Genomic DNA, 25,089 nt, shown 5'->3' with positions numbered 1-25,089 from the left:
GACAAAAAATGAGTGATTTGTTAAACGATCGTACTCCGCCACAGAATATAGAAGCTGAACAAGCAGTATTAGGAGCAGTCTTGTTAGATTCAGATGCTTTAATACCAACGTCAGAACGGCTTTTACCAGATGATTTTTATCGAGCTGCTCATCAAAAGTTATTTGAAGCAATGTTAAATATTTCTTCGAGAAATGAGCCTCTAGATGTCATCACTCTAACTTCTGAGCTAGCTAATCAAGGATTGCTAGAAGAGGTAGGAGGCGTGTCATATTTAAATGATTTATTAGCGTCTGTTCCGACAGCTTCGAATGTTGATTATTATGCAAAGATGGTTGAGGAAAAATCAACATTAAGAAGATTAATTAGAACGGCCACAAATATCGCAAATGAAGGTTATGCATCTGAACATCCCGTAGATGTTATTTTGAATGAAGCTGAAAAAAACATATTACAAGTATCCCAACGTACAAATGTATCCGGATTTCAAAATATTAAGGATGTTGTTTTCCATACATTCAGTAAGATAGAAACGTTATTTAATCAGCGGGGAGAAATTACTGGGATTCCTACTGGTTTTACAGATCTAGATCGAATGACGGCTGGTTTTCAGCCCAATGATTTAATTATTGTGGCAGCCCGTCCTTCGGTTGGTAAAACAGCTTTTGCCTTAAATATTGCACAGAATGTTGCTACAAAAACAGATGAAAATGTAGCTATATTTAGTCTTGAGATGGGTTCAGATCAATTAGTAATGCGTATGCTTTGTGCGGAGGGAAATATAAACGCTCAAGCACTACGTACTGGTAATCTTGAACAAGAAGACTGGAATAAGCTTACGATGGCTGCTAGTAGTTTGGCGAATACAGGGATCTACATAGACGATACACCTGGTATTCGTGTAAATGATATTCGTGCTAAATGTAGAAGATTGAAGCAAGAGCATGGGTTGGGAATGATCTTAATTGATTATCTTCAACTGATTCAAGGTAGTGGTAGAGGTGGCGGAGAGAATCGTCAGCAAGAAGTTTCTGAGATTTCACGTTCACTTAAAGCGCTAGCGAGGGAGTTAAAAGTTCCTGTAATCGCACTTTCTCAGCTTTCACGTAGCGTTGAATCAAGACAAGACAAACGTCCAATGATGTCTGATATTCGTGAATCTGGAAGTATTGAGCAAGATGCCGATATTGTTGCTTTCTTGTATCGTGATGACTACTATGATAAAGAATCTGAGAATAAAAATATTATCGAAATTATTATCGCTAAGCAAAGGAATGGTCCAGTAGGTACAGTTCAATTGGCATTCGTAAAAGAATATAATAAATTCGTTAACCTAGAGCGAAGATTCGACGAGCATGCTCCTACAGGTTAAATTTGATCACATAGATATTCTATGTGATTATTTTTTTTTGTTAGGGTAAACTAAAAACATGAGTTTTTATTCATGTAAATACGAACGAAGAAAAGTGAAAACCGAAAAATACGAATAGAATCATTGACAAATAACGTAAGTTTGATATACTAGTTTTGGTTTTAGTTCGGAAATAGCGAATTTTATTCGGAGGTGCAATACATTGTCATCAGTAGTAGTAGTTGGTTCTCAATGGGGAGACGAAGGAAAAGGAAAAATTACAGACTTTTTATCTCAGCAGGCAGAAGTAGTTGCTAGATATCAAGGTGGTAATAATGCAGGTCATACAATTGTTTTTAATGGCGTAAAATACAAACTCCACTTAATTCCATCAGGTATTTTCTTCTCGGAAAAAATTTGTGTTATTGGAAACGGAATGGTTGTAGATCCTAAAGCGTTAGTTCAAGAGCTAGCGTATTTACATGATAAAGGTGTTTCTACTGATAATTTACGTATCAGTAACCGTGCACATGTTATCTTACCTTATCACTTAAAGCAAGATGAGCTTGAAGAAGAGCGTAAAGGTGATAATAAAATCGGAACAACTAAAAAAGGGATTGGCCCAGCTTACATGGATAAAGCTGCTCGTGTTGGTATACGTATGGCGGATCTACTTGATAAAGAAGAGTTCTATGTTAAATTAAAACGTAATCTTGAAGAAAAAAATAATTTATTCGAAAAGATGTATGATTCAAATAGTCTTGATATTAATGATATCTTTGAACAATATTATGAATTTGGTCAACAAATTAAAAAATATGTTTGCGATACTTCAGTTGTTTTAAATGATGCAATTGATGGTGGAAAACGCGTTTTATTCGAAGGTGCTCAAGGTGTAATGTTAGACATTGACCAAGGTACTTACCCATTTGTTACTTCTTCAAACCCTGTAGCGGGTGGAGTAACAATCGGATCTGGAGTAGGACCAACAAAAATTAATCATGTTGTAGGTGTATGTAAAGCTTATACAACTCGTGTTGGAGAAGGGGCATTCCCAACTGAGTTACATGATGAAATTGGAAACACGATTCGTGAAGTAGGTCGTGAATATGGTACAACAACTGGAAGACCAAGACGTGTTGGTTGGTTTGATAGTGTTGTAGTTCGTCATGCTCGACGTGTAAGTGGTATTACAGATCTTTCACTTAATTCTATTGATGTATTAACTGGCCTAGAAACAGTGAAAATCTGTGTAGCATACAAATACCGTGGGGAAACGATTAATGAGTTCCCTGCTAGCTTAAAACAGCTTTCAGAGTGTGAGCCTGTTTATGAAGAGCTTCCAGGTTGGAACGAAGATATTACTGGAGTAAAAGATCTGAACGAACTTCCAGTCAATGCAAGACATTATGTTGAACGTGTGTCTCAATTAGTTGGAATACCGTTATCTGTATTTTCAGTAGGACCTGACCGTAATCAAACGAATATTGTTCGTAATGTTTTCGGCGCGTAATTAAATAATTAAGCCCTTAAAATTGATTTTTTAAGGGCTTTTATTTACTTTTATTGGATAAATATTAAAAAAAGTATTGCGCTACTGTTAATTTACGTGTTACAATGAATCTTGTCGTCATAACTAGTAATTAGATTTTATGACCTATATTTAATTTAGTATTTTTAATACGAGCCATTAGCTCAGTAGGTAGAGCATCTGACTTTTAATCAGAGGGTCGAAGGTTCGAATCCTTCATGGCTCATCTTTTATACATAAATTATGGCCCGTTGGTCAAGCGGTTAAGACACCGCCCTTTCACGGCGGTAACACGGGTTCGAATCCCGTACGGGTCACTTTCATTTATAAATATTGTATTGGTCCCGTGGTGTAGCGGTTAACATGCCTGCCTGTCACGCAGGAGATCGCCGGTTCGATCCCGGTCGGGACCGCCATATATTTGGCTCGGTAGCTCAGTCGGTAGAGCAGAGGACTGAAAATCCTCGTGTCGGCGGTTCGATTCCGTCCCGAGCCATCATAAAAACTACTGTTATTACAGTAGTTTTTATTTATTTAAACCAACATATAATAGAGGATATTTATGATTTATTTCAAATAAATAGTAATGAAAAATGGGTAGGATTTTACAAAAAAACCTACTTAATTTAAAATAGAAGTAGTAGATTAAGCCTCTAGCAACAAGCTAGGGCTTTTTTTCTAAGATGAAACATGAATATAGTGTATTAAAAAGGACACATAACTTATTAGTCGTATTGTATATATAGAGACAATCCTACAAAACGAAATTGCTAAGATACGTTTAATTGTTGCCTAATTTATTATGAAATTGCTAAAGCTATGAATAGAAATGGCATGCAGCTAAACTTACTAGAAAAGGAGTGCGGGGAATGAATAAGAAAATACTAATAGTGGATGATGAAAAACCAATTGCAGATATATTAAAATTTAACCTTGAAAAAGAAGGTTTTGAAATTGTTTGTGCGTACGACGGAGATGAAGCATTACAAAAAGTAGATGAGTTTCTACCTGATTTAGTTTTATTAGATATTATGTTACCAATTAGAGATGGTCTAGAGGTATGTAGAGAAATCCGTAAAAACCATGAAATGCCGATCATTATGATTACAGCAAAAGACTCTGAATTAGATAAAGTATTAGGTTTAGAAATGGGAGCAGATGACTATGTAACGAAACCATTTAGTACAAGAGAATTGCTTGCCAGAGTAAAAGCTAACTTAAGAAGACATCAGACTGGTGCATCGTCTGAAAAAGAAGAGTCAGTTGAGGTTGTGATTGGCTCGCTAGTCATCAATCCGAATGCGTATATCGTAACAAAACGGGGAGAAAAAATAGAATTAACTCATCGTGAATTTGAATTACTGTACTATTTAGCGAAGCATATCGGTCAAGTTATGACACGAGAACACTTGCTTCAAACAGTTTGGGGATACGACTATTTCGGAGATGTACGAACTGTAGACGTAACAATCAGAAGACTACGTGAAAAAATTGAGGATAATCCAAGTTATCCATTATTTATTGTAACTAGAAGAGGAGTAGGCTACTACTTACGTGATCCGGAGCAAGATTAATGGCAGCCAAAAATAAAGTAGGTTTATTTCAATCAATCGTATTTAAATTTGTGCTTGTATATATATTGCTTATATTAGTTGCGATGCAAGTAATCAGCGTTTATTTTTCTAGAGAACTTGAAAAACAATTAGTAAATAACTTTTCAGATTCAATAAATGAACGCGCAAATATGCTAGCCTATAATATTAAAATAGAGTACGAAAAAAAGAAAACCCTTGATGATCCAGAAGTAAAAGAAAAAATTCAAAAGATTGTTTCAGACTTTGGGGAAAACATCGGTATATCTGATGTAAGGGTTGTAAACCAAAACAGTGAGGTAATTGCCACATCAGATTCCAACAATCGGACAATTATCGGAAAACGAACGACTGATATACTAATTAAGAGGGCTCTCTTAGCAGGTACGAATACCGAAAAAGTTTTATTAGATCGTAAGAATGGCCATCGAATGAGAATCATCGTTATTCCAGTATTTGAAAATGACGAAACAGTTGCTGCCATTTACACAAGTGCTTCAATGGAAAGTACGTACGATAGGATGGAATTAATTAATCGTATTTTTTCTACGGGAACACTGATTGCAGTTGCTATTACGTCAATTCTAGGAATACTTTTAGCGAAAGCAATTACTAAGCCAATTTCAGAGATAAGAAGACAGGCTCAAGAAATGGCAAAAGGTAATTTTTCTCGTAAGCTAAGGGCTTATAGCGAAGATGAGATTGGTGAACTTACGATATCATTTAATAATCTATCACGGAACCTACAACAAGCAAGAGCGTCTACTGAGGGTGAAAGAAGAAAACTTCAATCTGTACTAGAACATATGACTGATGGTGTTATCGCAACAGACCGTCGAGGCAAAATTATTCTATTAAATGATCCAGCTGAAGCGATGTTGAATGTTTCACGTGAAACAGTATTAAATCAGTCTATTTTAGAAGTGCTTGGCATTGAAAAGGTTCATACATTAGACGACTTATATGAAGAGCCAGATTCAATTATGCTTGATTATAGTGAAAATAAGCGTCCAATGATTATCCGTTCAAGCTTTTCAACAATCCAAAAGGATACAGGAAAAGTAAATGGTTTAATTGCTGTACTTTATGATGTAACAGAGCAAGAAAAAATAGAGCAAGAACGTAGAGAATTCGTAGCGAATGTATCGCATGAATTAAGAACACCATTAACAACAATGAGAAGTTACTTAGAAGCACTTTCTGATGGAGCTTGGGAGAACAAAGATATAGCACCTAAATTCTTACAAGTCACCCAGGATGAAACGGAAAGAATGATTCGATTAGTTAACGATTTATTACAGCTTTCTAAATTAGATAGTACAGAGTATCGCTTGTTAAAGGATTGGGTGAACTTTACTGAGCTATTTAATCGAATCATAGATCGTCACGAAATGAGTAAATCTCAAGAAGTTACATTTAAACGAGAGTTTTTAAATAAAACAAGATTTGTTTTTATCGATGAAGATAAGATCACGCAGGTTTTAGATAATATTATTTCAAATGCATTAAAGTATTCGCCAGAAGGTGGTAAAGTTACCTTTAGAATTAAAGAATCAAGGGATCAAATACTTGTCAGCATTACAGATGAAGGTATGGGAATTCCGAAAGATAATTTAGCAAAAATATTTGATCGTTTTTATCGAGTAGATAAAGCTCGTTCAAGACAAGTTGGAGGCACAGGACTTGGACTAGCAATCGCAAAAGAGATGATTTATGCGCATGATGGTCATATTTGGGCTAAAAGTGAAGAAGGAAAGGGTACAACAGTTTATTTCACGCTTCCGGTAGCTGATGACCAAGAGGATGAGTGGGAATGAAAAGTGAACATATAAAATCAATTATATTATCTACTTTAGTTGCAATCAGTTTGGTTCTTTCTTATAGCTTATTATCGTACCAACCAGCATACGATGTTATGCAAAATTCCAATTATGATTATGTACAAAATGTTTCGATTGGTGCAAAGAAACAATATAAGGATGTAGTAGTGCCTACTGAATTAATTGTGCATGAAACAAATAATCATTATTTAACAACGAAGCAAAACAATATTTTACCGTTATATAGAGCATTACAAAAAACAGAAATATCTAGTTTTAGTAATATAACGAGTAAAACGTCTCTAGAAAATTATCAGGGGATTACAAAAGGAAAAAATAAGGTTGAAATTATTTTTCCAACTTTAATTCCAATTGAAACGTTGAATAAGGTGCTAAACATAGATTCAAAAAGATTACAAAATGTTCTTTTTGACCGAATGATTATTAGCCTTTCAACTAAACAAGATGATTCTACAAAGATTTATTTTGCAAATGAGTCACTAAATGTATTATACGAAGCGATCTTTGATAATTCAGAAGTAATATCAGCGGTTGAAAAAGTAAAAAATAACTATGACCATTATATTGAATGCTCGAAATTCGAGCTAGATTCTGGAAAATTTATTTATTTACCTAAGAAAACTGTGAAATTAAAAACGATTGAATATTTAACTTCTGACATTGCAATTGATAAGCTAAAGGATGCAATTTTTTACGATCCATCAAAAGTTAGAAAAGAGAGCAGTAGCTCTGGCGATACATTTACAGATGGTACAAGATTAATGACAGTATCACAATTAAACCGTTCGCTTACATTTGTTAATCCGACTACTGCAGAGGACAACAGCCAAAGCTCGAGTTCATTAGTTGAAAGAAGCTTCGGATTTATAAATCAACATGGCGGTTGGACTGATCATTATGTATTAACGAGTATTGAACCAGATAAAAGTGAAGTATCCTTTAGATTTTATGTAAACAATCTACCTGTTTATAAAAATGCTACGATATCAACAAAGTTGGGAACAGATGACGTACAAACATTTAAACGTCCATTATACAAATTTGAGTATCGTATGGAGAAAAACGAAAGTGAAGTAGAATTAATGTCTGGTCCACAAATCATGGAAGTCATTAAGAAAAATAAAACGATAAATGAATCATTAATTAAAGATATTAGTATTGGATATGAAACTATCTTTAATAGTGAAAAAGAAACAACAATGAGTCAACCTTATTACAGTCGGGCAGTAGAATTAAAGCCTGTGTGGATTATCCATTATGGAGACACCTATAAGAAGATTGATCAAGATATGCTAAGCAGAATTGGGGTGAATATTGTTGGATTGGAGTAGAATCAAAACAATATTTATTTTAACATTCTTAGTGTTAGACTTGTTTTTAGCGATTCAATACTATCAAAAAAAGAGCAATTACCAAATTGATGTTATCGCAGAATCTACGATTGAAGACCAGTTAAAGGCGAATGACATCACATATGTTGCTTTACCTAAAGAATCCTTAAAAGAGACATATATCGTAGGTAATAGCAAAATTTTCACTGATAAAACAATTACAAAGCAAAAAGGACAGGACATCGATATTTATAAAGATGTGCTTCAAAGTCGATTAAAAGACGTAGTAAAGCTCCCTGAAACCAATAGAATTTTCTTCTTAGAGAATTTTGTCAAAGAGTATGTTTGGAATGGCAATAGTTATCGTTTCTGCAAGAGGGATGTTAGTACAAAAACTTTCTATTTCTGTCAAAGTTATAAAGATCGACTCATTTATAATATTGATAGCTCTGTTGTAGAAATTAAGTATAATGATAATGATGAAATTGTTTCTTATCGACAACGATATATTGAAGATTTAAAAGACATGGTAGATAAAAAAGATGTACAAGAAGTTCTTCCTGCAATTAAAGCAATCGAAAATCTTTATGTAAAAGACGAGTTAAAGCCAGACGATCGAGTGACAAAAGTTGATTTCGGATATTACACATTAATTCCGTTATCGACTGGCGTTAAGGTAATTGCACCGGCTTGGCATTTGGTAGTAAATGAAGAACGGGATTATTTCGTGAACGCTATAGAAGGACAAGTTAATAAGATAGAATAATTACAGTGGAGTGGTGAGTAAGTATGAGTTTGCATTTTAGTGTACTTGCAAGTGGGAGTACCGGAAATGCGTTGTACGTTGGGACGGAGCAAACAAAGCTTTTAGTTGATGCCGGGCTAAGCGGTAAGGCGATGGAGTCGTTGTTTAAGGATATTAATAGGGATATTAAAGAAGTCTCTGGCATACTTGTTACTCATGAGCATAGTGATCATATTAAAGGGCTTGGTGTACTCGCAAGAAGATACCAAGTCCCAATTTATGCAAATGAAAAAACATGGAAAGCAATGAACCATCTAATTGGAGATATTCCAACGGAGCAAAAGTTCATTTTTAATATGGAAACGACGCATCAATTTGGGGATTTAGAAGTCGAATCATTTGGCGTATCACATGATGCTGCCGAACCAATGTTTTACGTATTTCATCATAATGGGAAAAAATTTGTAACAATAACGGATACAGGGTATGTTAGTGATCGTATGAAAGGCATTATTTCGAATGCTGATATGTACATTTTTGAGAGCAATCATGATGTAGAAATGTTACGTATGGGTAAATATCCTTGGAGTATTAAAAGACGTATTTTAAGCGATGTGGGGCATGTATCTAACGAGGATGCAGCATTAGCAATGGCTGATGTTATTGGAGATAAAACACAACGTATTTATCTTGCACATTTAAGCCAAGATAATAACATGAAAGAACTTGCCAAAATGTCTGTTACACAAACATTAGAGGGAAAAGGATTTGAAGTTGGAACGCAGTTTGCACTTCATCATACAGACCCTCAAAAACCAACAGATATAGTGTATGTATAATAATGAACGTATACTTTAGGGGAGAGTTTACTTTCCCTTATTTTTTTTGTGAAAAATTAAGGAGATGAACATAAATGGAAAAAGTAATAGTAAGTTGTGATGAACATGTTGAGTGGGCACTTGATGATTTTGTGGATAAGTATAGTGAAACGCCATTGTTGAATAAAGTCGAAAAAACGCAAAATATATCCACAACCTGTGAATATTGTCAAAATGATGCCATATATATTGTATCGAACATAGATTCCCCCACTAAATGTGGATAGAAATTGTGGGTATGTGGATAACTTTTGTGTATAACTTGTTTGTAAAGTGAGGATATAATGTGAATATCTCAATTATCAGTGTTGGAAAACTAAAAGAGAAATATTTAAAAATGGGGATAGATGAATACATAAAACGATTATCAAGTTATGCAAAAATGGACATAATCGAAGTTCCAGATGAAAAAGCACCAGAGAACTTAAGTGATGCAGACATGTTAATTGTGAAAGAAAAAGAAGGCGAAAGAATACTAAACAAAATATCTGATGATTCATATGTAATTGCACTTGCGATAAAGGGGAAAGAGCATACATCAGAATCACTAGCGAAAAAAATAGATCAATTAGCGACATACGGAAACAGCAAGGTAGCATTTGTCATTGGGGGATCGCTAGGCTTAAGCGACGCAGTCATGAAAAGAGCGGATGATACACTTTCGTTTTCAAAAATGACATTCCCACATCAATTAATGAAGTTAATTTTGGTGGAACAGGTTTATAGAGCTTATCGAATTAATCGGAATGAACCGTATCACAAGTAAATGATTTCTTAAATATATCAACCGCTAAGAAGTTAGATGTTAGTCTAATCCATAGGTTATTTTAAAAAGGATAAAAATGAACACGAAAGCAGCTTAGAGTATTTCTAAGCTGTTTTTCATCTTAATCCGATAAAATCCGTATAAAAAATATCGAGTGAAAAATCAATGGTTACAATATGATGTAACTGTAAAGGAGGGAAATGAAATGTTACAAGAATTCAATCAATTAATGGATTACATCGAAAAAAATTTAACGGAAGAAATATCCGGAAAAGAAATATCAAAAATAGTTGGGCTATCTGATTATCATTTTAAAAGAATGTTTTCGTATATGGCAGGAATGTCATTGAGTGAGTATATCAAAAACAGGAGATTATCGGTAGCGAATGTTGAATTAATAAACGGTGCGAAGGTTACAGATGTTGCCTATAAATATGGCTATCATTCAATCGAGGGATTTTCAAGAGCATTTCGTGAATGGTGTGGCTTCTTACCTTCAGAAGTAACAAAAAATAAAATTCAAAAATCATTTCCCAAATTTTCATTCTTTATCGATATAAGGGGAGGAATATCCATGGAATTCAAAATTGAAAAGAAAGAGAAATTTAATATAGTTGGAGTATCAAAAAGGGTACCAATACAATTTGAAGGTGTCAATAATGCAATTCTAGAACTAGCTCAGTCGATTACCGAACAACAAAGAAATGAGATGCGTCAATTAGCTGATTTATATCCACATCAAGTTTTGAATGTATCTTATGATTTTGATGATGATTATTTAGAAGAAAAAGGTTACTTAACTCATATGATTGGTTTTGCAACAACAAAGGTAAATCAATTAGCTGATTTAGAACAACTTTCTATTGAAGAAAGTTTATGGGCAATTTTCCCTAATCAAGGACCATTCCCTGCTACACTTCAAGAAACGACCGCAAAAATTTATTCGGAATGGTTGCCATCTTCAGGTTATGAGATAGCCGACCTACCTGGAATTTCTTTTACAAAGCATGATGGTACTTATGAAAATGTATATAGCGAAGTTTGGGTGCCAATAAAGGAAAAAAGTAAGCGTTAGTTAGAAGACTAAAGGTATAAGAGTTGATTTCGACCTAATATATTATTGCATCTTCTATACCAATAAAATAGAATGACCTTAAACAAGCCAGCCTAAAAAGCTGGCTGTTTTTATTGATCCTAAGAAAATCTTAAGATTTGTATTAGGTGGTTCTTAATATTTTCCTGATATCATCCTGTTAACATCAAAAATAAAGGGGTGGTTTCATGTTGAAATACATACATAGGAGAGAATTTAAGTGAACATTTTAGCTTGTGATGATGATATTTCGGCGGATGAATTAATGGAACGTTTTAAAAGAGGAGACGAATCAAGAAATAGTCAAGGAAGTGGACTAGGTCTTTCTATTGCTAAAAGTCTGATTGATATACAAAAAGGGCAGTTTATCATACAAGTTGATGGAGATTTATTTAAAGCAATGATTTGTATGCCTAAATATCAAGATAATGAGAACTAATGCAAAAACAAATGATTAGTCGTATCCTAAAACTAAAATTAAATATATAAAGTTAACCATATCTTTTTTGATATGGTTTTTTTAGTAAAAAATAATTACTGCAGATTAACAAGTGAGTAAATGTACAAAAAATATAGCAAAAAAATAAGGTATCAAATAAATGATAAATGACAATTAAAGCCTTATTCCCATGAAAAATCCTAAATTTAGGATATTTTTGTTTATTCTAAGGGCTATTAAAAGATTCTCACTTTTTTACCGGCTTTAAATAGTATATAATTATCTGATAATAGTAGATATTTTAGTATAAGGATAATCGTAATAAATGGATAATAAGTATTTAATTTAATAGTGTTATACTATTATGAGTTTTATTTTAATAGTGTTATACTATTTAATAAGTTATAATTGAAATAGGAAATGGTGCGTTCATTGATGGCATCTTGATTTTTGTGACATCATGGTAGGTGCATCTACTCTTTATTTCAAATATAGGGGGATAAGGGTGGGTAAAATGATAAACAGACAGGAAAAAACTGACGTTATCTTAATTGGTGCAGGAGTTATGAGCGCGACATTAGGTTCATTACTGAAAGAGCTAGTACCGGAATGGGAAATCAAAGTGTTTGAGAAACTGGCAAACGCTGGAGAAGAAAGCTCTAACGAATGGAATAATGCGGGGACGGGCCATGCTGCACTGTGCGAGCTTAACTATACATCCGAGAAATCTGACGGGTCTATAGATATTAGCAAAGCCTTACAAATAAATGAACAGTTTCAACTTTCAAGACAATTTTGGTCTTATCTAGTAAACAGTAATCTAATCAGCAATCCGCAGGACTTTATCATGCCAATACCTCACATGAGTCTAGTTCATGGAGAAGAAAATGTTTCGTTTTTGAAAAAACGTTTTAAAGCGCTATCAAACAATCCTTTGTTTCAAGGAATGGAATTTTCCGACGACCCTGAAAAGCTGAAAGAATGGATTCCATTGATTATGGAAGGTCGCATTTCAAATGAACCGATTGCGGCTACAAAAATCGACTCTGGGACGGATGTTAACTTTGGTGCATTAACTCGTATGTTATTTGATCACTTAGAAAGTAAAAACGTCGAGATAAATTATCAGCATGAAGTTAGAGATCTGAAAAGAACTAAGGACGGTTCATGGGAATTAAAAGTACTGGATATGGAGACTGGAAATATTGTCTACCATACTGCAAAGTTCGTCTTTATTGGTGGTGGGGGCGGAAGTCTACCTTTACTTCAAAAAACTGGTATTCCTGAGTCAAAACAGGTTGGGGGCTTTCCAGTAAGCGGATTATTTATGGTATGTAACAATCCAGAGGTTGTGGAGCAACACCATGCTAAAGTGTACGGTAAAGCAAAAGTTGGCGCACCTCCAATGTCTGTTCCACATCTTGATACTAGATACATCGACAATAAAAAAACATTGCTGTTTGGTCCTTTTGCAGGCTTCTCACCAAAGTTTTTAAAAACTGGTTCAAATCTAGACTTAATCGGTTCAGTTAAACCGAATAATCTTTTCACTATGTTAGCAGCTGGTGTAAAAGAAATGTCATTGACGAAATATTTGATTCAACAAGTATTGCTATCGAACGAAAAGCGTTTGGAAGAATTACGAGAGTTTATTCCAAATGCCCAACTTGAAGATTGGGATATAGTAGTAGCGGGGCAACGTGTACAAGTTATTAAGGATACTGAGACTGGCGGTAAGGGAACACTTCAATTTGGTACGGAAGTGATTAGCGCTGCTGATGGATCAATAGCTGCATTACTTGGTGCTTCACCAGGTGCATCTACTGCTGTTCATGTAATGCTTGAGGTATTAGAAAAATGTTTCCCGGAACAAATTAAAGAGTGGGAAGCTAAAATAAAGGAAATGATTCCTTCTTATGGAATTTCACTAATGGATCATCCAGAGCTAATACAAGAAATTCATACGTCAACTGCTGAGACGCTTGGTCTAACTGAAAAAGAACTTGTATATAGTTAATTCTTTGGATATAAAGACAAAGTTCAATAATCAAAAAGTTTAAGTTAAGTAAAAAGGATCTGAAGCCCAGATCCTTTTTACTATTTAGTGACTAAACCATTATTTTAAAGCACTTACAGCATTAATCGACCCAAATCCAGATTCACCATCATAGCCCGGTTTAAACCAGTCATCTGCTGAGCTTTGAATAATATGTTTTACTTGTGAAGGAGAGAGAACATCCTTACCATATTTAGCAATAATTACACCAGCAAGACCAGCAGTTTTAGGGGCAGCCATTGATGTACCTGCATAAAAAGCATATCCACCAGGAACAGTTGATAAACACAATTTATTAGGATCTCTAAGTGATTTGTCGCCAGTAGCTAACCAAGCTGTACCATAATCACCACCTGGAGCGATAACATCAATTTTTCCTACTCCATAATTCGAATAATAAGTTAAATTTTTCTCTTGTCCGCCAGCAGCTACACGAATTAATGTTTGGCTACTAGGGCTTCTATGTGTAGCTCCATTATCATCTCCAGAAAGTTTGCCAGGGCTAGATAAATCCACACCAGCATTTCCTGCAGAACCAACTACAGTTACCCCATTCTTAATTGCATATTGAATAGCACGGTTGAATAGACGAACATCGGCAACGATGTCTTTTGTCGCATATTCAGGATTTTGGAACCAATCGTATCCCCCAAGTGACATGTTGACAACATCAACATTGTCATCTGCTGCTGTCATTAAAGCATTAGCAATATCAGATGTTGCTGCTCCACCATCTGGACCAAATACACGATATGCAGCGACCTTTAATTGAGGCCCGATACCCAGTACTCTTCCATTGCCCGCGATAGAACCTGCAACATGAGTTCCATGTCCATCTTCATCCATTGCACTTGTTATACCAGGAACGAATGACTTTCCGTAAGCGTAGTTATTTTTGATATCAGGATGAGTATAATCGATACCTGTATCTACTACGGCTACTACAATATCTTTACCATTTGTTGATTTTCCTGTCCCACCTGTCAAATTCCAGGAGGCACCGCTATTAGTTACTTGTTTAATGTCCCATTGATATTTGTTATATAAATCGTTTGTAGAATTGCTAGTAAAATCTTCGTGAAGAACATCAACATCTACTGGTGCTTCAGGATATATGGTATTTTCAACACCAGCATTTAAAACAGTTGAGTTTTTTTGAATTTCAGCCAAGAAATTTGGGTTATCTGATTTAACTTCAATAACCCCTAGTTTTGCTAATGACTTTGTTACTTTTCCACCAGCACCCTTAACTACTTCCAAATAGTTAGAAGGAAGATTCGTATCTGACTTAAAGACAACTACATAGTTTTTGTCCAACTCCTGAGCTTGTCCAATATTTAAACTACTAAAGATCGTGACAGCACTCAAAGCGGCTGTTAAAGTACCTGCAATAAATTTATTTTTCATAATAACCCTCCGGCTTCTTTGTTAAGAATTTTCTAACAATTAAATTATAAAATTTACTTATTCTTTCCACAACGGGGGGATTTTGTTTAATCTTGTCTTTACTTAGCTTATCTCTAAAAATCTTTCGACAGATTCTCCTTACAGGTGAAGTCCAAACTATATCCAAGCTAACTCTATATTAACTGCGGGGTTCAAGGGCTCAAAAGGAGTGGTCATTTTTGTGTTAAAAGATGATTCGTTGCATGTTAAAAGGGAATTTATGGGTAACATAACGGTTGTATAAGTAAATTCGAGCGACTTCTATTTTGAAAAAATAGCAAGCGTCACCTTCAACGAAAGGACGTGAAAATATGTCTGAGACAGATATATCAAAATATGAGAAGAAAATCATTGTACGGAACATACGGATGGAAGATATAGCAGATATTATGAAGTTATCAAGCCGCTGCTTTCCAGGTATGGAGGGATGGAAAAGGGAACAGTTAGAAAGTCATATACGAATCTTTCCAGAAGGTCAATTCTGTGTAGAATATGAAGATAAAATTGTAGGTTCATGTTCAAGTCTCATGGTTGAATTTGATGAATATAATGATCAGCATACGTGGAATGTCATTACAGACAATGGCTATATTACAAATCATGACCCAAATGGATCTAATTTATATGGTATTGAAGTAATGGTAGACCCAGAATACCGCCGTATGAAAATTGGACACCGTCTTTATGAAGCTCGAAAGGAACTTACCCGCCAATTAAATCTCCAGAGCATCATCATAGGTGGTAGAATCCCTAATTATCATAAGTATAAGAAAGAGATGACACCGCGTGAATATGTTGCAGCGGTAGAGAAGCATAGCATTTATGATCCAGTTTTATCCTTCCAATTATTAGAGGGGTTTACAACAAAACGAATTAACACAAGCTATCTTCCAGACGATAAGGCATCCGATTCTTTCGCTACTTTGATGGAATGGAATAACATTGATTACTTACCTAAATCAAGAAGAGTTTATCGAGCATCTTTCCCGGTAAGAATATGCGCCATACAATACATGATGAAAAAAATTGAATCGTTCAATGATTTTACTCGACAGATAGAGTACTATGTAGACGTTGCCGCTGATTTTGGTTCAGACTTTGCAGTATTTCCTGAACTATTTACAACCCAGCTGATGTCATTTCTTGAAGAAAAACGCCCTGATCAAGCAGTTCGTCGTCTTGCAACATACACGGAAAAATACATTGAACTTTTTACCGAACTTGCTGTAAGGTATAACGTCAACATTGTTGGTGGATCGCATTTCGTAGAAGAAAATGAAAATATTTATAACGTGGCGTATCTATTTCGACGCGATGGTACGATTGAGAAACAGTCAAAGCTCCACGCAACGCCTAACGAGCGCAAGTGGTGGGGGATTGCAGAAGGTAATGAAATCCGAGTATTTGACACGGACTGTGGAAAAATTGCGATTCAAATTAGCTACGACATCGAATTTCCAGAGCTAGCACGGATTGCGGTAGATCAAGGTGCAAATATTATTTTTGTCCCATTCTGTACAGAGGATCGTCAAGGATATCTCCGTGTTCGATACTGTGCACAAGCACGCGCAATTGAGAACCAGGTATATACTTGTATTGCAGGTACAGTGGGCAATTTAACACACGTAGAAAACGTAGACATTCAGTATGCTCAATCTGGCATTTTTTCTCCATCAGATATTGGGTTCGCAAAAGATGGGATCGTCGGAGAGTGTGATGCGAATATTGATACAGTTGTTGTAGGGGACGTTGATATTGAGAAGTTAAGACGTTCAAGAAATGCTGAATCAGTAAGACAATTACGTGATCGACGACGTGAATTGTCCAGAATAGAATATAGAAATTTAAAATTAGAGTAAGATGTTTTTTAGGATAGAAAAGAGAGCTTTGACAATGATAGAGTAGGAATGAAGTAGTGAAGTCTGACTTATTTAGTTGGACTTTTTTTGATGCGAATTTAAAAAGGATCTACTTACATAATGAATGAGTATGGGGCTAATAATAGAATTTGGAGTCATAAGAACTAAAAGGATATTTAAATTTGAAGTATGAAAATGCATTGATTAAAAAGAAGAAACGTGGTAGAGTAATAGAGATTATACTATATTATTTATTTGTAGGGTAAAGTTTCCCTATTATAAGTTTACAACATAATTAAGCTTAAGTCAACCCTCATTTTCTATTTTTTAAAGGAGTGCATGGAATGAACAAAGAACTTCGTCAGGAACAAAATCGTGTCGACACAATCATGGATATAATTGCGGATCAAATCGTCAAGATGGAAGGAGAAACTAACCAACGTCAAAATGAAGTAGTTGGTATTCGCAAAAACTTTTGGGATGAAGTTAAGGTTAATACTGATAATTTTGATGATTATTTAGAGACAATACTCAGTCTAAGACAACAGGCACAAGTTTTGTCTGTGAGCCAAAGCACTCATAAGCAAGCATCTAAGCGGTTATCAGCTCTGAGAAGAATGAAGGATGTACCGTATTTCGGCCGAATTGACTTTACTGAAGAAGGAAATTCTGAATTAGAACGCGTCTATATTGGAGTCTCTACGCTAACAGATGAGAGTGGAGACAACTTTTTAATTTATGATTGGCGAGCACCAATTTCGAGTGTTTACTATGATTATCCACCAGGTCCAGCCGAATATGTAACGCCAGGGGGTACTATTCGTGGTGAGTTGGATCAAAAGTGGCAGTACATCATCCGTGATGGTGTAATTGAATCGATGTTTGATACGAGTCTTACAATTGGTGATGAGATTTTACAACATGTACTAGGTAAGGGTACTGATAAACATTTACACAGTATCGTTGCCAGTATTCAACAAGAGCAAAACCAAATCATTCGACATGATCAAGGAAGATTGCTCATAGTTCAAGGAGCGGCGGGCAGTGGAAAGACATCAGCGGCCTTGCAGCGAATTGCGTACTTACTCTACAAATATAGAGAATGGTTAAAAGCTGATCAAATCATATTATTTTCACCAAATGCTATGTTTAACAGTTATGTCTCAAGAGTGTTACCTGAGCTAGGTGAAGAAAATATGCAGCAAGTTACATTTCAAGAATACTTAAGCCATCGATTAAGCGATCAATTTCAAGTCGAGGATAATTATAGCCAATTAGAATATGTTTTAACAAAAACAAGTGATCCTTCCTACCAAGCTAGGACTTCAAATATCCAGTTTAAAGCTTCAACACGCTTTTTTGAGCTTATTAAAGCGTACAGACAGTCACTTGAATTATCTGGAATGATCTTTAAAGGAATTAAGTTTAGAGGAAAAACGTTGGTCTCTGCTAAAGAAATGAAAGAAAGATTTTATAGTAGCGACACATCACTTCGCTTTTACAACAGAATTGAGAAGTTGACAGAATGGTTGAATAAACGAATAGATGAAACAGAGAAAAATGAACTGAAAAAGCCATGGGTAGAAGAAGAAATCGAGCTTCTTAGCAAAGATGATTATCAGAAGGCCTATAAGTTCTTACAGAAAAAAGAAGGCTATGCAGATAATTCATTTGACGATTATGAGAAAGAGTACAAGGTGCTCGGCAAAATGGTTGTTCGAAGAAAGTTAAAGCCATTGCGTAAATGGGTTCAAATGCTCCATTTTGTTGACATGAAGGGCGTTTATAAGCAGTTATTTGCAAACTCAACAAAGATTGAACAGTTAATAGAGGGAGATAAACCTAAGCACTGGGAAGATATATGTCAACTGACGTTTAACATGCTAGATGAAGGTAAATTGTATTATGAAGATGCTACTCCATTTCTACTTTTAAAAGAGTTGATTCAAGGCTTTCAGACAAATGCATCAATTAAACAGGTACTAGTTGATGAAGCACAAGATTACTCACCGTTCCAATTCGAATTTTTAAAACGTCTGTTTCCTGCTGCAAGGATGACAGTACTTGGTGATTTTAATCAAGCAATATTTGCCCATGCCAGTGAAATGGTTAATTTTCACGTACTTAAAGGCTTATATGGGCCAGAAGAAACACATGCAATAAACTTAACTCGCAGTTATCGATCAACTAAACCAATCGTTGAATTTACGAAGAATCTTGTTCCTGGTGGTGAACAGATTACGGCTTTTGAACGAGACGGTGAAGTGCCTGTATTAACACAAGTGTTAAATCGAGATGAACTGCATCGCCAAATAACTTCTAAGATCATAGAATTGAAGAAACGTAATTACAATACAATAGCAGTTATATGTAAATCAGCTGCGGAGAGTGCGGCTGCCTTCGAGGCTTTAAAAGATATTGAGGGAATTAAGCTTGTTAAGAGCGGATCGGTTGAGTATGAGCAAGGCATTGTGATAATACCTGCATATTTAGCTAAAGGTATCGAATTTGATGCTGTGATCATTTATGACGCTTCCAAGGATGTATATGGTGAGGAAAGTTTACGTAGATTATTTTACACTGCATGTACGCGAGCTATGCACCTTTTACAGCTATACAGTATGGGAGAACCAAGTCCAATTTTAAAACATAGTACAACGAAAAGCTTAGTTCTAAACTAGAAAATAAGTACAGTACTAGCAATCTCTATATTCCATAGAGCTGAAAAATTCAAAAGAGAACTCATTATTAAAGTAATGAGTTCTTTTTTACTTTGTATCTTGAAGTTCATAATTTATTCATAAATCACTGATACCATCACTATGTATTTAAAAGTAGAGGAGGTATAAAATGGAATTTTTAAATAAAAAAGTAATCACACCAGACAGTGGTGATTGGGCTGTTGAGGCACGTGGACTAGTCAAAGTATTTGGTGATAATCGCGCGGTAGACGGAGTAGATCTAAATGTGCGTGCTGGTTCGATCTATGGTGTGCTTGGTCCAAATGGGGCCGGTAAGACTACGACAATTAGGATGCTTGCAACTTTATTACGTGCGGACGCTGGCTCGGCAAAAATATTTGGGCACGATGTGATCAAAGAGGCTCAGATCGTAAGGCAATTGATTGGCGTGACAGGTCAGTATGCTTCGGTTGATGAGTCACTTAGTGCTACTGAGAATCTAGTTATTTTCTCACGACTACTAGGGTTAGGGCGTAGAGAGTCAAAGCGTAAGGCTGCAGAATTATTAGAGGAATTTGGATTAACTGAAGCTGCTAAGCGTCCTTTAAAAAATTTCTCAGGCGGAATGCGTCGTAGGTTAGATTTAGCCGCTAGTCTAATAGCGCAACCACCGCTCATTTTTCTTGATGAACCGACAACAGGGTTAGATCCTCGTACTCGTAATCAAATGTGGGATACCATCCGCAGATTGGTAAAGAATGGGTCAACAGTGTTATTAACGACACAATACTTACAAGAGGCAGATGAACTTGCTGACCGTATTGCAGTTATTGATCACGGCCGAGTTGTTGCAGAAGGTACTGTTGATGAGCTAAAAGCGTCAGTTGGAAGTTCTTCATTACATTTAACAATTCAAAACCCTGGAGAAATCGAAACAGCACGTCTGACGGTGGAAAGACTGCTGAATGTCCAGTCTAAAATATCACGAGAAGACGGGAAGATTACTGCGCCTATGGCAGACGCTGATAAAGTAACTGATTTACTGATTGCTCTTCGTGAAACAGATATTCAACTGGCTGAATTAAGTGTTCAGAAACCAACACTGGATGAGGTCTTCTTAACGATTACTGGTAATGATATTGAGAAGGAAAATTATGAGATGTCCCACGAATCAATCAAGGTGGGGGAGGTAAGAGTATGAGTCGAACTTATCAAAGTACCGTTAACAATCGTCAACTAAAAAACAGAACTAGCTTTCGTCAGTCAGTAAGGAACTCGCTTACAATGGCTTACCGTGGACTGCTAAAGATTAAACGCACACCCGAGCAATTATTCGATGTTACACTTCAACCAATCATCTTCACTCTTATGTTTACTTATATTTTTGGTGGAGCAATTTCTGGTGATGTAAAAAGCTATTTACCAGTCATTATCCCTGGAATACTTGTACAAACAGTCATTACTACCTCCATTGTAACCGGTGTTCAGCTGCGAGAAGACATGGATAAGGGAGTGTTTGATCGGTTCAAATCACTCCCTATTGCAAGAATTGCTCCTTTAGCAGGAGCTTTGTTGGCCGATACAATCCGTTATACAATAGCGACTGTCCTAACGTTTACAATGGGATATATCATGGGCTATCGTCCAGAAGGTGGTCTAGGCTCTGTTATCATTGCGGGACTTATTGTAATTGTTTGTTCTTGGGCAATTAGCTGGATCTTCGCATTCTTTGGCGTGATTGCTCGAACAGCTTCAAGCGTTCAAGGTATTTCGATGCTAGTTCTTTTTCCTATGACTTTTCTGTCTAATGCATTTGTACCAGTTGATACAATGCCAAACTGGCTTCAATGGTTTGTAAAAATAAACCCAATCTCTCATCTAGTAACAGCAGTTAGGGAACTTGCTAATACTGGAACTGCCGGTTGGGACTTATCTATCTCACTTATTGGGGCTGCTGTTATTGTAATAATCTTTGCCCCTCTTACTGTTAGTGCTTATATGCGACGAACGTAGTTCAGCTTTTAATTCGATGCTAACAATTAAAAATTAACTAAAAATCTAGTTCATAAAATTATAGGTTTTCCATGAGTTTACTAACTTGTGGAGAACCTTATTTTTTTTGAAGTCAGCCTTTCATTAGAATTTTATAGATTGATGTATGGTATGATAAAGCTCTCTTACGGTTCTTTTCAAAAGGTTGTTGTTTTAAAACTACATCATAACGAAAGGCTCTGCTATTATTAAATGTTGATTTTAGCTAAATACATGAAGAGTGAAAAGAAAATAGCCTGTTCGAGAGTAATTGGAATGGAAATCAAAATTCTTTTTTAACGAGCCTAACGAAAAGAAAATAGATTATAAACTAATTTAACAGAAATAATAAGAATAAATTCTAAAATAAATGAGGCCAGATTATGGGGAAAAAAAGCTTTATAGATTATCAACTAAGTAATGAAATCGTAAATGCTCTGGAACAATTAGGTTTTAAAAATCCTACGGAAGTTCAGAGTAAGGTTATACCTCTTGTGTTAAATAAAACGGATCTAGTAGTAAAATCGCAAACAGGTAGTGGTAAGACAGCGTCATATGGTATACCAATCTGTGAACTAATAAAATGGGAAGAAAATAAGCCACAAGCACTTATTTTAACACCAACTAGAGAACTTGCAGTTCAAGTAAAAGAAGATTTTACTAATATTGGTCGATTTAAGAGGATTAAAGCTGTCGCAGTCTATGGAAAACAACCGATCGCCATCCAAAAAACAGAATTAAAGCAAAAAACTCATGTTGTTGTAGGCACACCTGGTCGAGTGTTAGATCATATTGAAAGAGGTACATTAAGCCTAGAACAAATTAAATATCTTGTTATTGATGAAGCAGATGAAATGTTAAACATGGGATTTATTGATCAAGTTGGAGCTATTATCGACGAGATGCCTAGAAATAGGATTACTATGTTATTTTCGGCGACTATACCAGATGAGATAAAAAATCTCGCAAATCAGTATATGAAAGCTCCTACGAACATTGAAATTAAAGCAACGGGACTTACAACAGATAAAATTGATCATTCACTATTTGAAGTTGAAGAAGAGCAAAAATTATCCTTGCTGAAAGATTTAATGATTGTACAAAATCCTGATAGTTGTATCATCTTTTGCAGAACAAAGGATAGAGTGGATAGTTTGTATGATCATCTAGCAGATTTAGGTTATAGCTGTGATAAGATTCATGGCGGAATGGAACAAGATGACAGACTGCATGTAATGAATGATTTTAAAAGGGGAGACTTCCGTTATCTAGTAGCGACGGATGTTGCTGCAAGAGGTATTGACATTGATAATATTACTCATGTAGTTAACTATGACCTTCCATTAGAAAAAGAAAGCTATGTTCACCGAACTGGTCGAACTGGACGAGCAGGACAAAAAGGAAAAGCCATTACGTTTGTTACACCTTTTGAAGATCGATTCTTAGCATCAATTGAAGAATATATCGGTTTTGAAATTCCGAGGATGACCGCCCCTACAAAAGATGAAGTAGAAAATAACATTGCTGCTTTTGAAACGAAAATGAATGTCGAACCGACTATTAAACAAGCTAAAAGTGAAAAGTTAAATAAGAAAATTATGAAATTGTATTTTAATGGTGGTAAGAAGAAGAAGCTTAGAGCGGTTGACTTTGTTGGAACGATTGCAAAAATCGAAGGTGTAACAGTGCAAGATATAGGTATTATCACGATATTAGATACTGTTTCTTATGTTGAAATATTAAATGATAAAGGTCCAATTGTGTTGAAAAAGATGAAGAATACTACAATAAAAGGCAAGTTATTAAAGGTACATGAAGCAAAAAAATAAAGCCCGTATAAGGCAAAGAAGTCTCCCAGATAAGTATTTACTATTTGGGAGACTTTTTTAATTGGTTATGTTCTGATAAACAATTATAACTTTTACCTCACAGACGCGTAGTGACAAGGAGGCTCACCGCCTGTACCCTACTTAAAAGTAAGCATACTGAGCTGAACTCTTTTATCAGAGTCTTTTAAACATGGTCAATTGATTCTGAAGAGCTTAATTCAATTTTTGGTTCTGAAACCTTTGTTAAAATAATGATGCCAATAACAAATAATATAATCAAACTAAATACGCCCATATTTGAACGTCCTGTCATTTGTGCAGTTAAACCGACTAATAAAGGCCCCATAATCGAAGCGAATTTACCAAATATATTGTAAAAACCAAAAAACTCATTTGATTTTTCTTTCGGTACAAGCTTTGCATAAAAGGATCGACTCAACGATTGAATGCCACCTTGGGAGGTTGCAACAAGCATTGCTAAAATCCAAAAGTCTATAGTTGTTTTTAAGAAGAATGCATAGATACATATGATAATATAAACGATTATTCCAACATAAAGCATTTTTTTACCAGAAAATTTTTCTGATAATCTTCCAAAAAGGATTGAAAATGGAGCAGCTACAGCTTGTGTAACAAATAAAATAATCAATAGATTTGTTGAGCTTATTCCAAGGTCAGAGCCATAAGCTGTAGACATCGTAATAATGGTTCCAACACCATCAATATAAAAGAAATAAGCAAGTAAAAATAAAAATAAGGCACGATATTGTCGGATATTTTTAAAGGTTTTTCCGAGCCTTTTAAAGCTATTTATAATTGGTTTTTGTTCGGGTTCAATGAAATAATTTTGATGAACATTTCGTAAAATGGGAATTGAAAATACCCCCCACCAAATTGCTGTAATCAAGAATGCAATTTGACTTGCTGTAGTTGTAGTGATCGGAAGAATTTCCTGTTTTGCTAAAATAATGATCGCAATGCTAATTAGAAAAGGAATTGTACTTCCAATATATCCTAAACCAAAGCCGCGAGCCGATATTCGGTTCATTCGTTTCTCAGTAGTGACATCTACTAAAAAGGCATCATAGAAAACATTTGCTCCAGCGGATCCAATTGCCGCAATCGTATAGCAGATTAATAATAGTAACCATTTATCACTAGGAATAAATGCAAGAAGTGCCGTAAAGGATACACCAAGTGTTAAAAAGAAGGTGAAAAACTTCTTTTTAAAGCCCTTATAATCAGCGATTGTTCCAAGAATTGGTCCTAACATTGCCAAAATGAATGTGGAAATTGCAATGGTGTAACCTAAATAAGCAGTAGAATCTGAAGCGCTCATTCCGGCTTTAGTAGCTGCGGCCTTATAAAATAGTGGGAAAACAGCAGTTGTAATAATAATAGAATAAGCTGAATTGGCCCAATCATATAACATCCAACTATTCTCTTGCTTTGTAAAACTCTTCATGAGTTTTTCCTCCTAGTAAACTAGTAATTTCTATTATTATTGTACATAAAAATAAAGCCTATAAATATGAATTGTTATAAAATTTTACATCAGTTTTACACTAATTATTCCTAGTGAATGAGAGAATTGTTAAGTAGTAAATTAAGTGAAGCAGAAT

The 25,089-nt window shown here is 35.3% G+C and carries 19 protein-coding genes and 4 tRNA genes; 21 read left to right on the top strand and 2 right to left on the bottom strand.

Annotated features, from left to right (window positions below; translation table 11 throughout):
• Positions 1-8: 8 nt before the first annotated feature.
• From dnaB to CAB05_RS16085, 16 genes are all read left to right on the top strand, one after another.
• Positions 9-1,370: a replicative DNA helicase gene (gene dnaB, locus CAB05_RS16160; protein ID WP_088001630.1), complete on the top strand. Its 1,362-nt coding sequence runs from the start codon at positions 9-11 to the stop codon at positions 1,368-1,370.
• A gap of 202 nt (positions 1,371-1,572) precedes the next feature.
• Complete coding sequence (locus CAB05_RS16155; RefSeq protein WP_088001628.1) at positions 1,573-2,862, top strand: adenylosuccinate synthase; 1,290 nt, start codon at positions 1,573-1,575, stop codon at positions 2,860-2,862.
• Positions 2,863-3,033: 171 nt separating this feature from the next.
• Positions 3,034-3,106, top strand: a tRNA-Lys gene (locus CAB05_RS16150).
• Between the two features lie 19 nt (positions 3,107-3,125).
• Positions 3,126-3,197 (top strand) — tRNA-Glu (locus CAB05_RS16145).
• Positions 3,198-3,220: 23 nt separating this feature from the next.
• Positions 3,221-3,296: transfer RNA gene (locus CAB05_RS16140), tRNA-Asp, on the top strand.
• A gap of 7 nt (positions 3,297-3,303) precedes the next feature.
• A tRNA-Phe gene (locus CAB05_RS16135) sits at positions 3,304-3,376 on the top strand.
• Positions 3,377-3,749: 373 nt separating this feature from the next.
• The gene (gene yycF / locus CAB05_RS16130; protein WP_088001626.1) at positions 3,750-4,454 is read left to right on the top strand and encodes a response regulator YycF; all 705 of its coding nucleotides are present in this window, start codon (positions 3,750-3,752) and stop codon (positions 4,452-4,454) included.
• On the top strand, positions 4,454-6,289 hold the full coding sequence (walK, locus tag CAB05_RS16125; RefSeq protein ID WP_088001624.1) for a cell wall metabolism sensor histidine kinase WalK: 1,836 nt from the start codon (positions 4,454-4,456) through the stop codon (positions 6,287-6,289). The genes yycF and walK overlap by 1 nt, the downstream gene beginning before the upstream one ends.
• Entirely contained in the window at positions 6,286-7,644 is a 1,359-nt protein-coding gene (locus CAB05_RS16120) for a YycH family regulatory protein (RefSeq protein WP_088001622.1), read from the top strand. The genes walK and CAB05_RS16120 overlap by 4 nt, the downstream gene beginning before the upstream one ends.
• Positions 7,631-8,410, top strand: a complete 780-nt coding sequence (locus tag CAB05_RS16115) for a two-component system regulatory protein YycI (RefSeq protein ID WP_158093298.1) — start codon at positions 7,631-7,633, stop codon at positions 8,408-8,410. Before CAB05_RS16120 ends, CAB05_RS16115 begins: the two co-directional genes overlap by 14 nt.
• A gap of 23 nt (positions 8,411-8,433) precedes the next feature.
• On the top strand, positions 8,434-9,228 hold the full coding sequence (gene yycJ, locus CAB05_RS16110; RefSeq protein ID WP_088001618.1) for an exodeoxyribonuclease YycJ: 795 nt from the start codon (positions 8,434-8,436) through the stop codon (positions 9,226-9,228).
• Positions 9,229-9,302: 74 nt separating this feature from the next.
• Entirely contained in the window at positions 9,303-9,494 is a 192-nt protein-coding gene (locus tag CAB05_RS16105; protein ID WP_088001616.1) for a CxxH/CxxC protein, read from the top strand.
• Positions 9,495-9,553: 59 nt separating this feature from the next.
• Entirely contained in the window at positions 9,554-10,033 is a 480-nt protein-coding gene (rlmH, locus tag CAB05_RS16100) for a 23S rRNA (pseudouridine(1915)-N(3))-methyltransferase RlmH (protein WP_088001614.1), read from the top strand.
• Between the two features lie 205 nt (positions 10,034-10,238).
• Entirely contained in the window at positions 10,239-11,108 is an 870-nt protein-coding gene (locus CAB05_RS16095; RefSeq protein ID WP_088001613.1) for an AraC family transcriptional regulator, read from the top strand.
• A gap of 238 nt (positions 11,109-11,346) precedes the next feature.
• The gene (locus tag CAB05_RS16090; protein ID WP_235821533.1) at positions 11,347-11,565 is read left to right on the top strand and encodes an ATP-binding protein; all 219 of its coding nucleotides are present in this window, start codon (positions 11,347-11,349) and stop codon (positions 11,563-11,565) included.
• Between the two features lie 514 nt (positions 11,566-12,079).
• The gene (locus tag CAB05_RS16085) at positions 12,080-13,582 is read left to right on the top strand and encodes a malate:quinone oxidoreductase (protein ID WP_088001747.1); all 1,503 of its coding nucleotides are present in this window, start codon (positions 12,080-12,082) and stop codon (positions 13,580-13,582) included.
• Positions 13,583-13,681: 99 nt separating this feature from the next.
• Here the strand turns inward: CAB05_RS16085 and CAB05_RS16080 are convergent, their stop codons facing one another.
• Positions 13,682-15,028 (bottom strand): S8 family peptidase, encoded by a 1,347-nt coding sequence (locus CAB05_RS16080; protein WP_088001611.1) that lies wholly within the window; start codon positions 15,026-15,028, stop codon positions 13,682-13,684.
• A 350-nt stretch (positions 15,029-15,378) separates the two neighbouring features.
• On the opposite strand from CAB05_RS16080, the gene CAB05_RS16075 reads away from it, so the two are divergent.
• The 5 genes from CAB05_RS16075 (at position 15,379) to CAB05_RS16055 (ending at position 23,467) form a co-directional block, all read left to right on the top strand.
• Positions 15,379-16,926, top strand: a complete 1,548-nt coding sequence (locus CAB05_RS16075; RefSeq protein WP_088001609.1) for a bifunctional GNAT family N-acetyltransferase/carbon-nitrogen hydrolase family protein — start codon at positions 15,379-15,381, stop codon at positions 16,924-16,926.
• A 344-nt stretch (positions 16,927-17,270) separates the two neighbouring features.
• Positions 17,271-19,607, top strand: a complete 2,337-nt coding sequence (gene helD / locus CAB05_RS16070; protein WP_088001607.1) for an RNA polymerase recycling motor HelD — start codon at positions 17,271-17,273, stop codon at positions 19,605-19,607.
• Positions 19,608-19,776: 169 nt separating this feature from the next.
• Positions 19,777-20,808: an ATP-binding cassette domain-containing protein gene (locus CAB05_RS16065; protein WP_088001605.1), complete on the top strand. Its 1,032-nt coding sequence runs from the start codon at positions 19,777-19,779 to the stop codon at positions 20,806-20,808.
• On the top strand, positions 20,805-21,620 hold the full coding sequence (locus tag CAB05_RS16060) for an ABC transporter permease (RefSeq protein ID WP_088001603.1): 816 nt from the start codon (positions 20,805-20,807) through the stop codon (positions 21,618-21,620). The genes CAB05_RS16065 and CAB05_RS16060 overlap by 4 nt, the downstream gene beginning before the upstream one ends.
• Before the next feature lie 401 nt (positions 21,621-22,021).
• Complete coding sequence (locus tag CAB05_RS16055) at positions 22,022-23,467, top strand: DEAD/DEAH box helicase (protein ID WP_088001601.1); 1,446 nt, start codon at positions 22,022-22,024, stop codon at positions 23,465-23,467.
• A 184-nt stretch (positions 23,468-23,651) separates the two neighbouring features.
• On the opposite strand, the gene CAB05_RS16050 is transcribed toward CAB05_RS16055, so the two are convergent.
• The gene (locus CAB05_RS16050) at positions 23,652-24,932 is read right to left on the bottom strand and encodes an MFS transporter (protein ID WP_088001599.1); all 1,281 of its coding nucleotides are present in this window, start codon (positions 24,930-24,932) and stop codon (positions 23,652-23,654) included.
• Positions 24,933-25,089 lie beyond the last annotated feature (157 nt).

Origin of the sequence: Gottfriedia solisilvae (assembly GCF_002128405.1) — a bacterium.
GTDB lineage: Bacteria > Bacillota > Bacilli > Bacillales > Bacillaceae_G > Gottfriedia > Gottfriedia solisilvae.
This window is presented reverse-complemented; position numbering and strand designations above follow the sequence as displayed.

What these genes read in the sequence shown, in the direction of transcription:
- dnaB (WP_088001630.1), top strand. Translation starts at nt 9, where the DNA reads ATGAGTGATTTGTTAAACGATCGTACTCCGCCACAGAATATAGAAGCT.
- yycF (WP_088001626.1), top strand. Translation starts at nt 3,750, where the DNA reads ATGAATAAGAAAATACTAATAGTGGATGATGAAAAACCAATTGCAGAT.
- walK (WP_088001624.1), top strand. Translation starts at nt 4,454, where the DNA reads ATGGCAGCCAAAAATAAAGTAGGTTTATTTCAATCAATCGTATTTAAA.
- CAB05_RS16120 (WP_088001622.1), top strand. Translation starts at nt 6,286, where the DNA reads ATGAAAAGTGAACATATAAAATCAATTATATTATCTACTTTAGTTGCA.
- yycJ (WP_088001618.1), top strand. Translation starts at nt 8,434, where the DNA reads ATGAGTTTGCATTTTAGTGTACTTGCAAGTGGGAGTACCGGAAATGCG.
- CAB05_RS16105 (WP_088001616.1), top strand. Translation starts at nt 9,303, where the DNA reads ATGGAAAAAGTAATAGTAAGTTGTGATGAACATGTTGAGTGGGCACTT.
- CAB05_RS16095 (WP_088001613.1), top strand. Translation starts at nt 10,239, where the DNA reads ATGTTACAAGAATTCAATCAATTAATGGATTACATCGAAAAAAATTTA.
- CAB05_RS16085 (WP_088001747.1), top strand. Translation starts at nt 12,080, where the DNA reads ATGATAAACAGACAGGAAAAAACTGACGTTATCTTAATTGGTGCAGGA.
- CAB05_RS16080 (WP_088001611.1), bottom strand. Translation starts at nt 15,028, where the DNA reads ATGAAAAATAAATTTATTGCAGGTACTTTAACAGCCGCTTTGAGTGCT.
- CAB05_RS16075 (WP_088001609.1), top strand. Translation starts at nt 15,379, where the DNA reads ATGTCTGAGACAGATATATCAAAATATGAGAAGAAAATCATTGTACGG.
- helD (WP_088001607.1), top strand. Translation starts at nt 17,271, where the DNA reads ATGAACAAAGAACTTCGTCAGGAACAAAATCGTGTCGACACAATCATG.
- CAB05_RS16065 (WP_088001605.1), top strand. Translation starts at nt 19,777, where the DNA reads ATGGAATTTTTAAATAAAAAAGTAATCACACCAGACAGTGGTGATTGG.
- CAB05_RS16060 (WP_088001603.1), top strand. Translation starts at nt 20,805, where the DNA reads ATGAGTCGAACTTATCAAAGTACCGTTAACAATCGTCAACTAAAAAAC.
- CAB05_RS16055 (WP_088001601.1), top strand. Translation starts at nt 22,022, where the DNA reads ATGGGGAAAAAAAGCTTTATAGATTATCAACTAAGTAATGAAATCGTA.
- CAB05_RS16050 (WP_088001599.1), bottom strand. Translation starts at nt 24,932, where the DNA reads ATGAAGAGTTTTACAAAGCAAGAGAATAGTTGGATGTTATATGATTGG.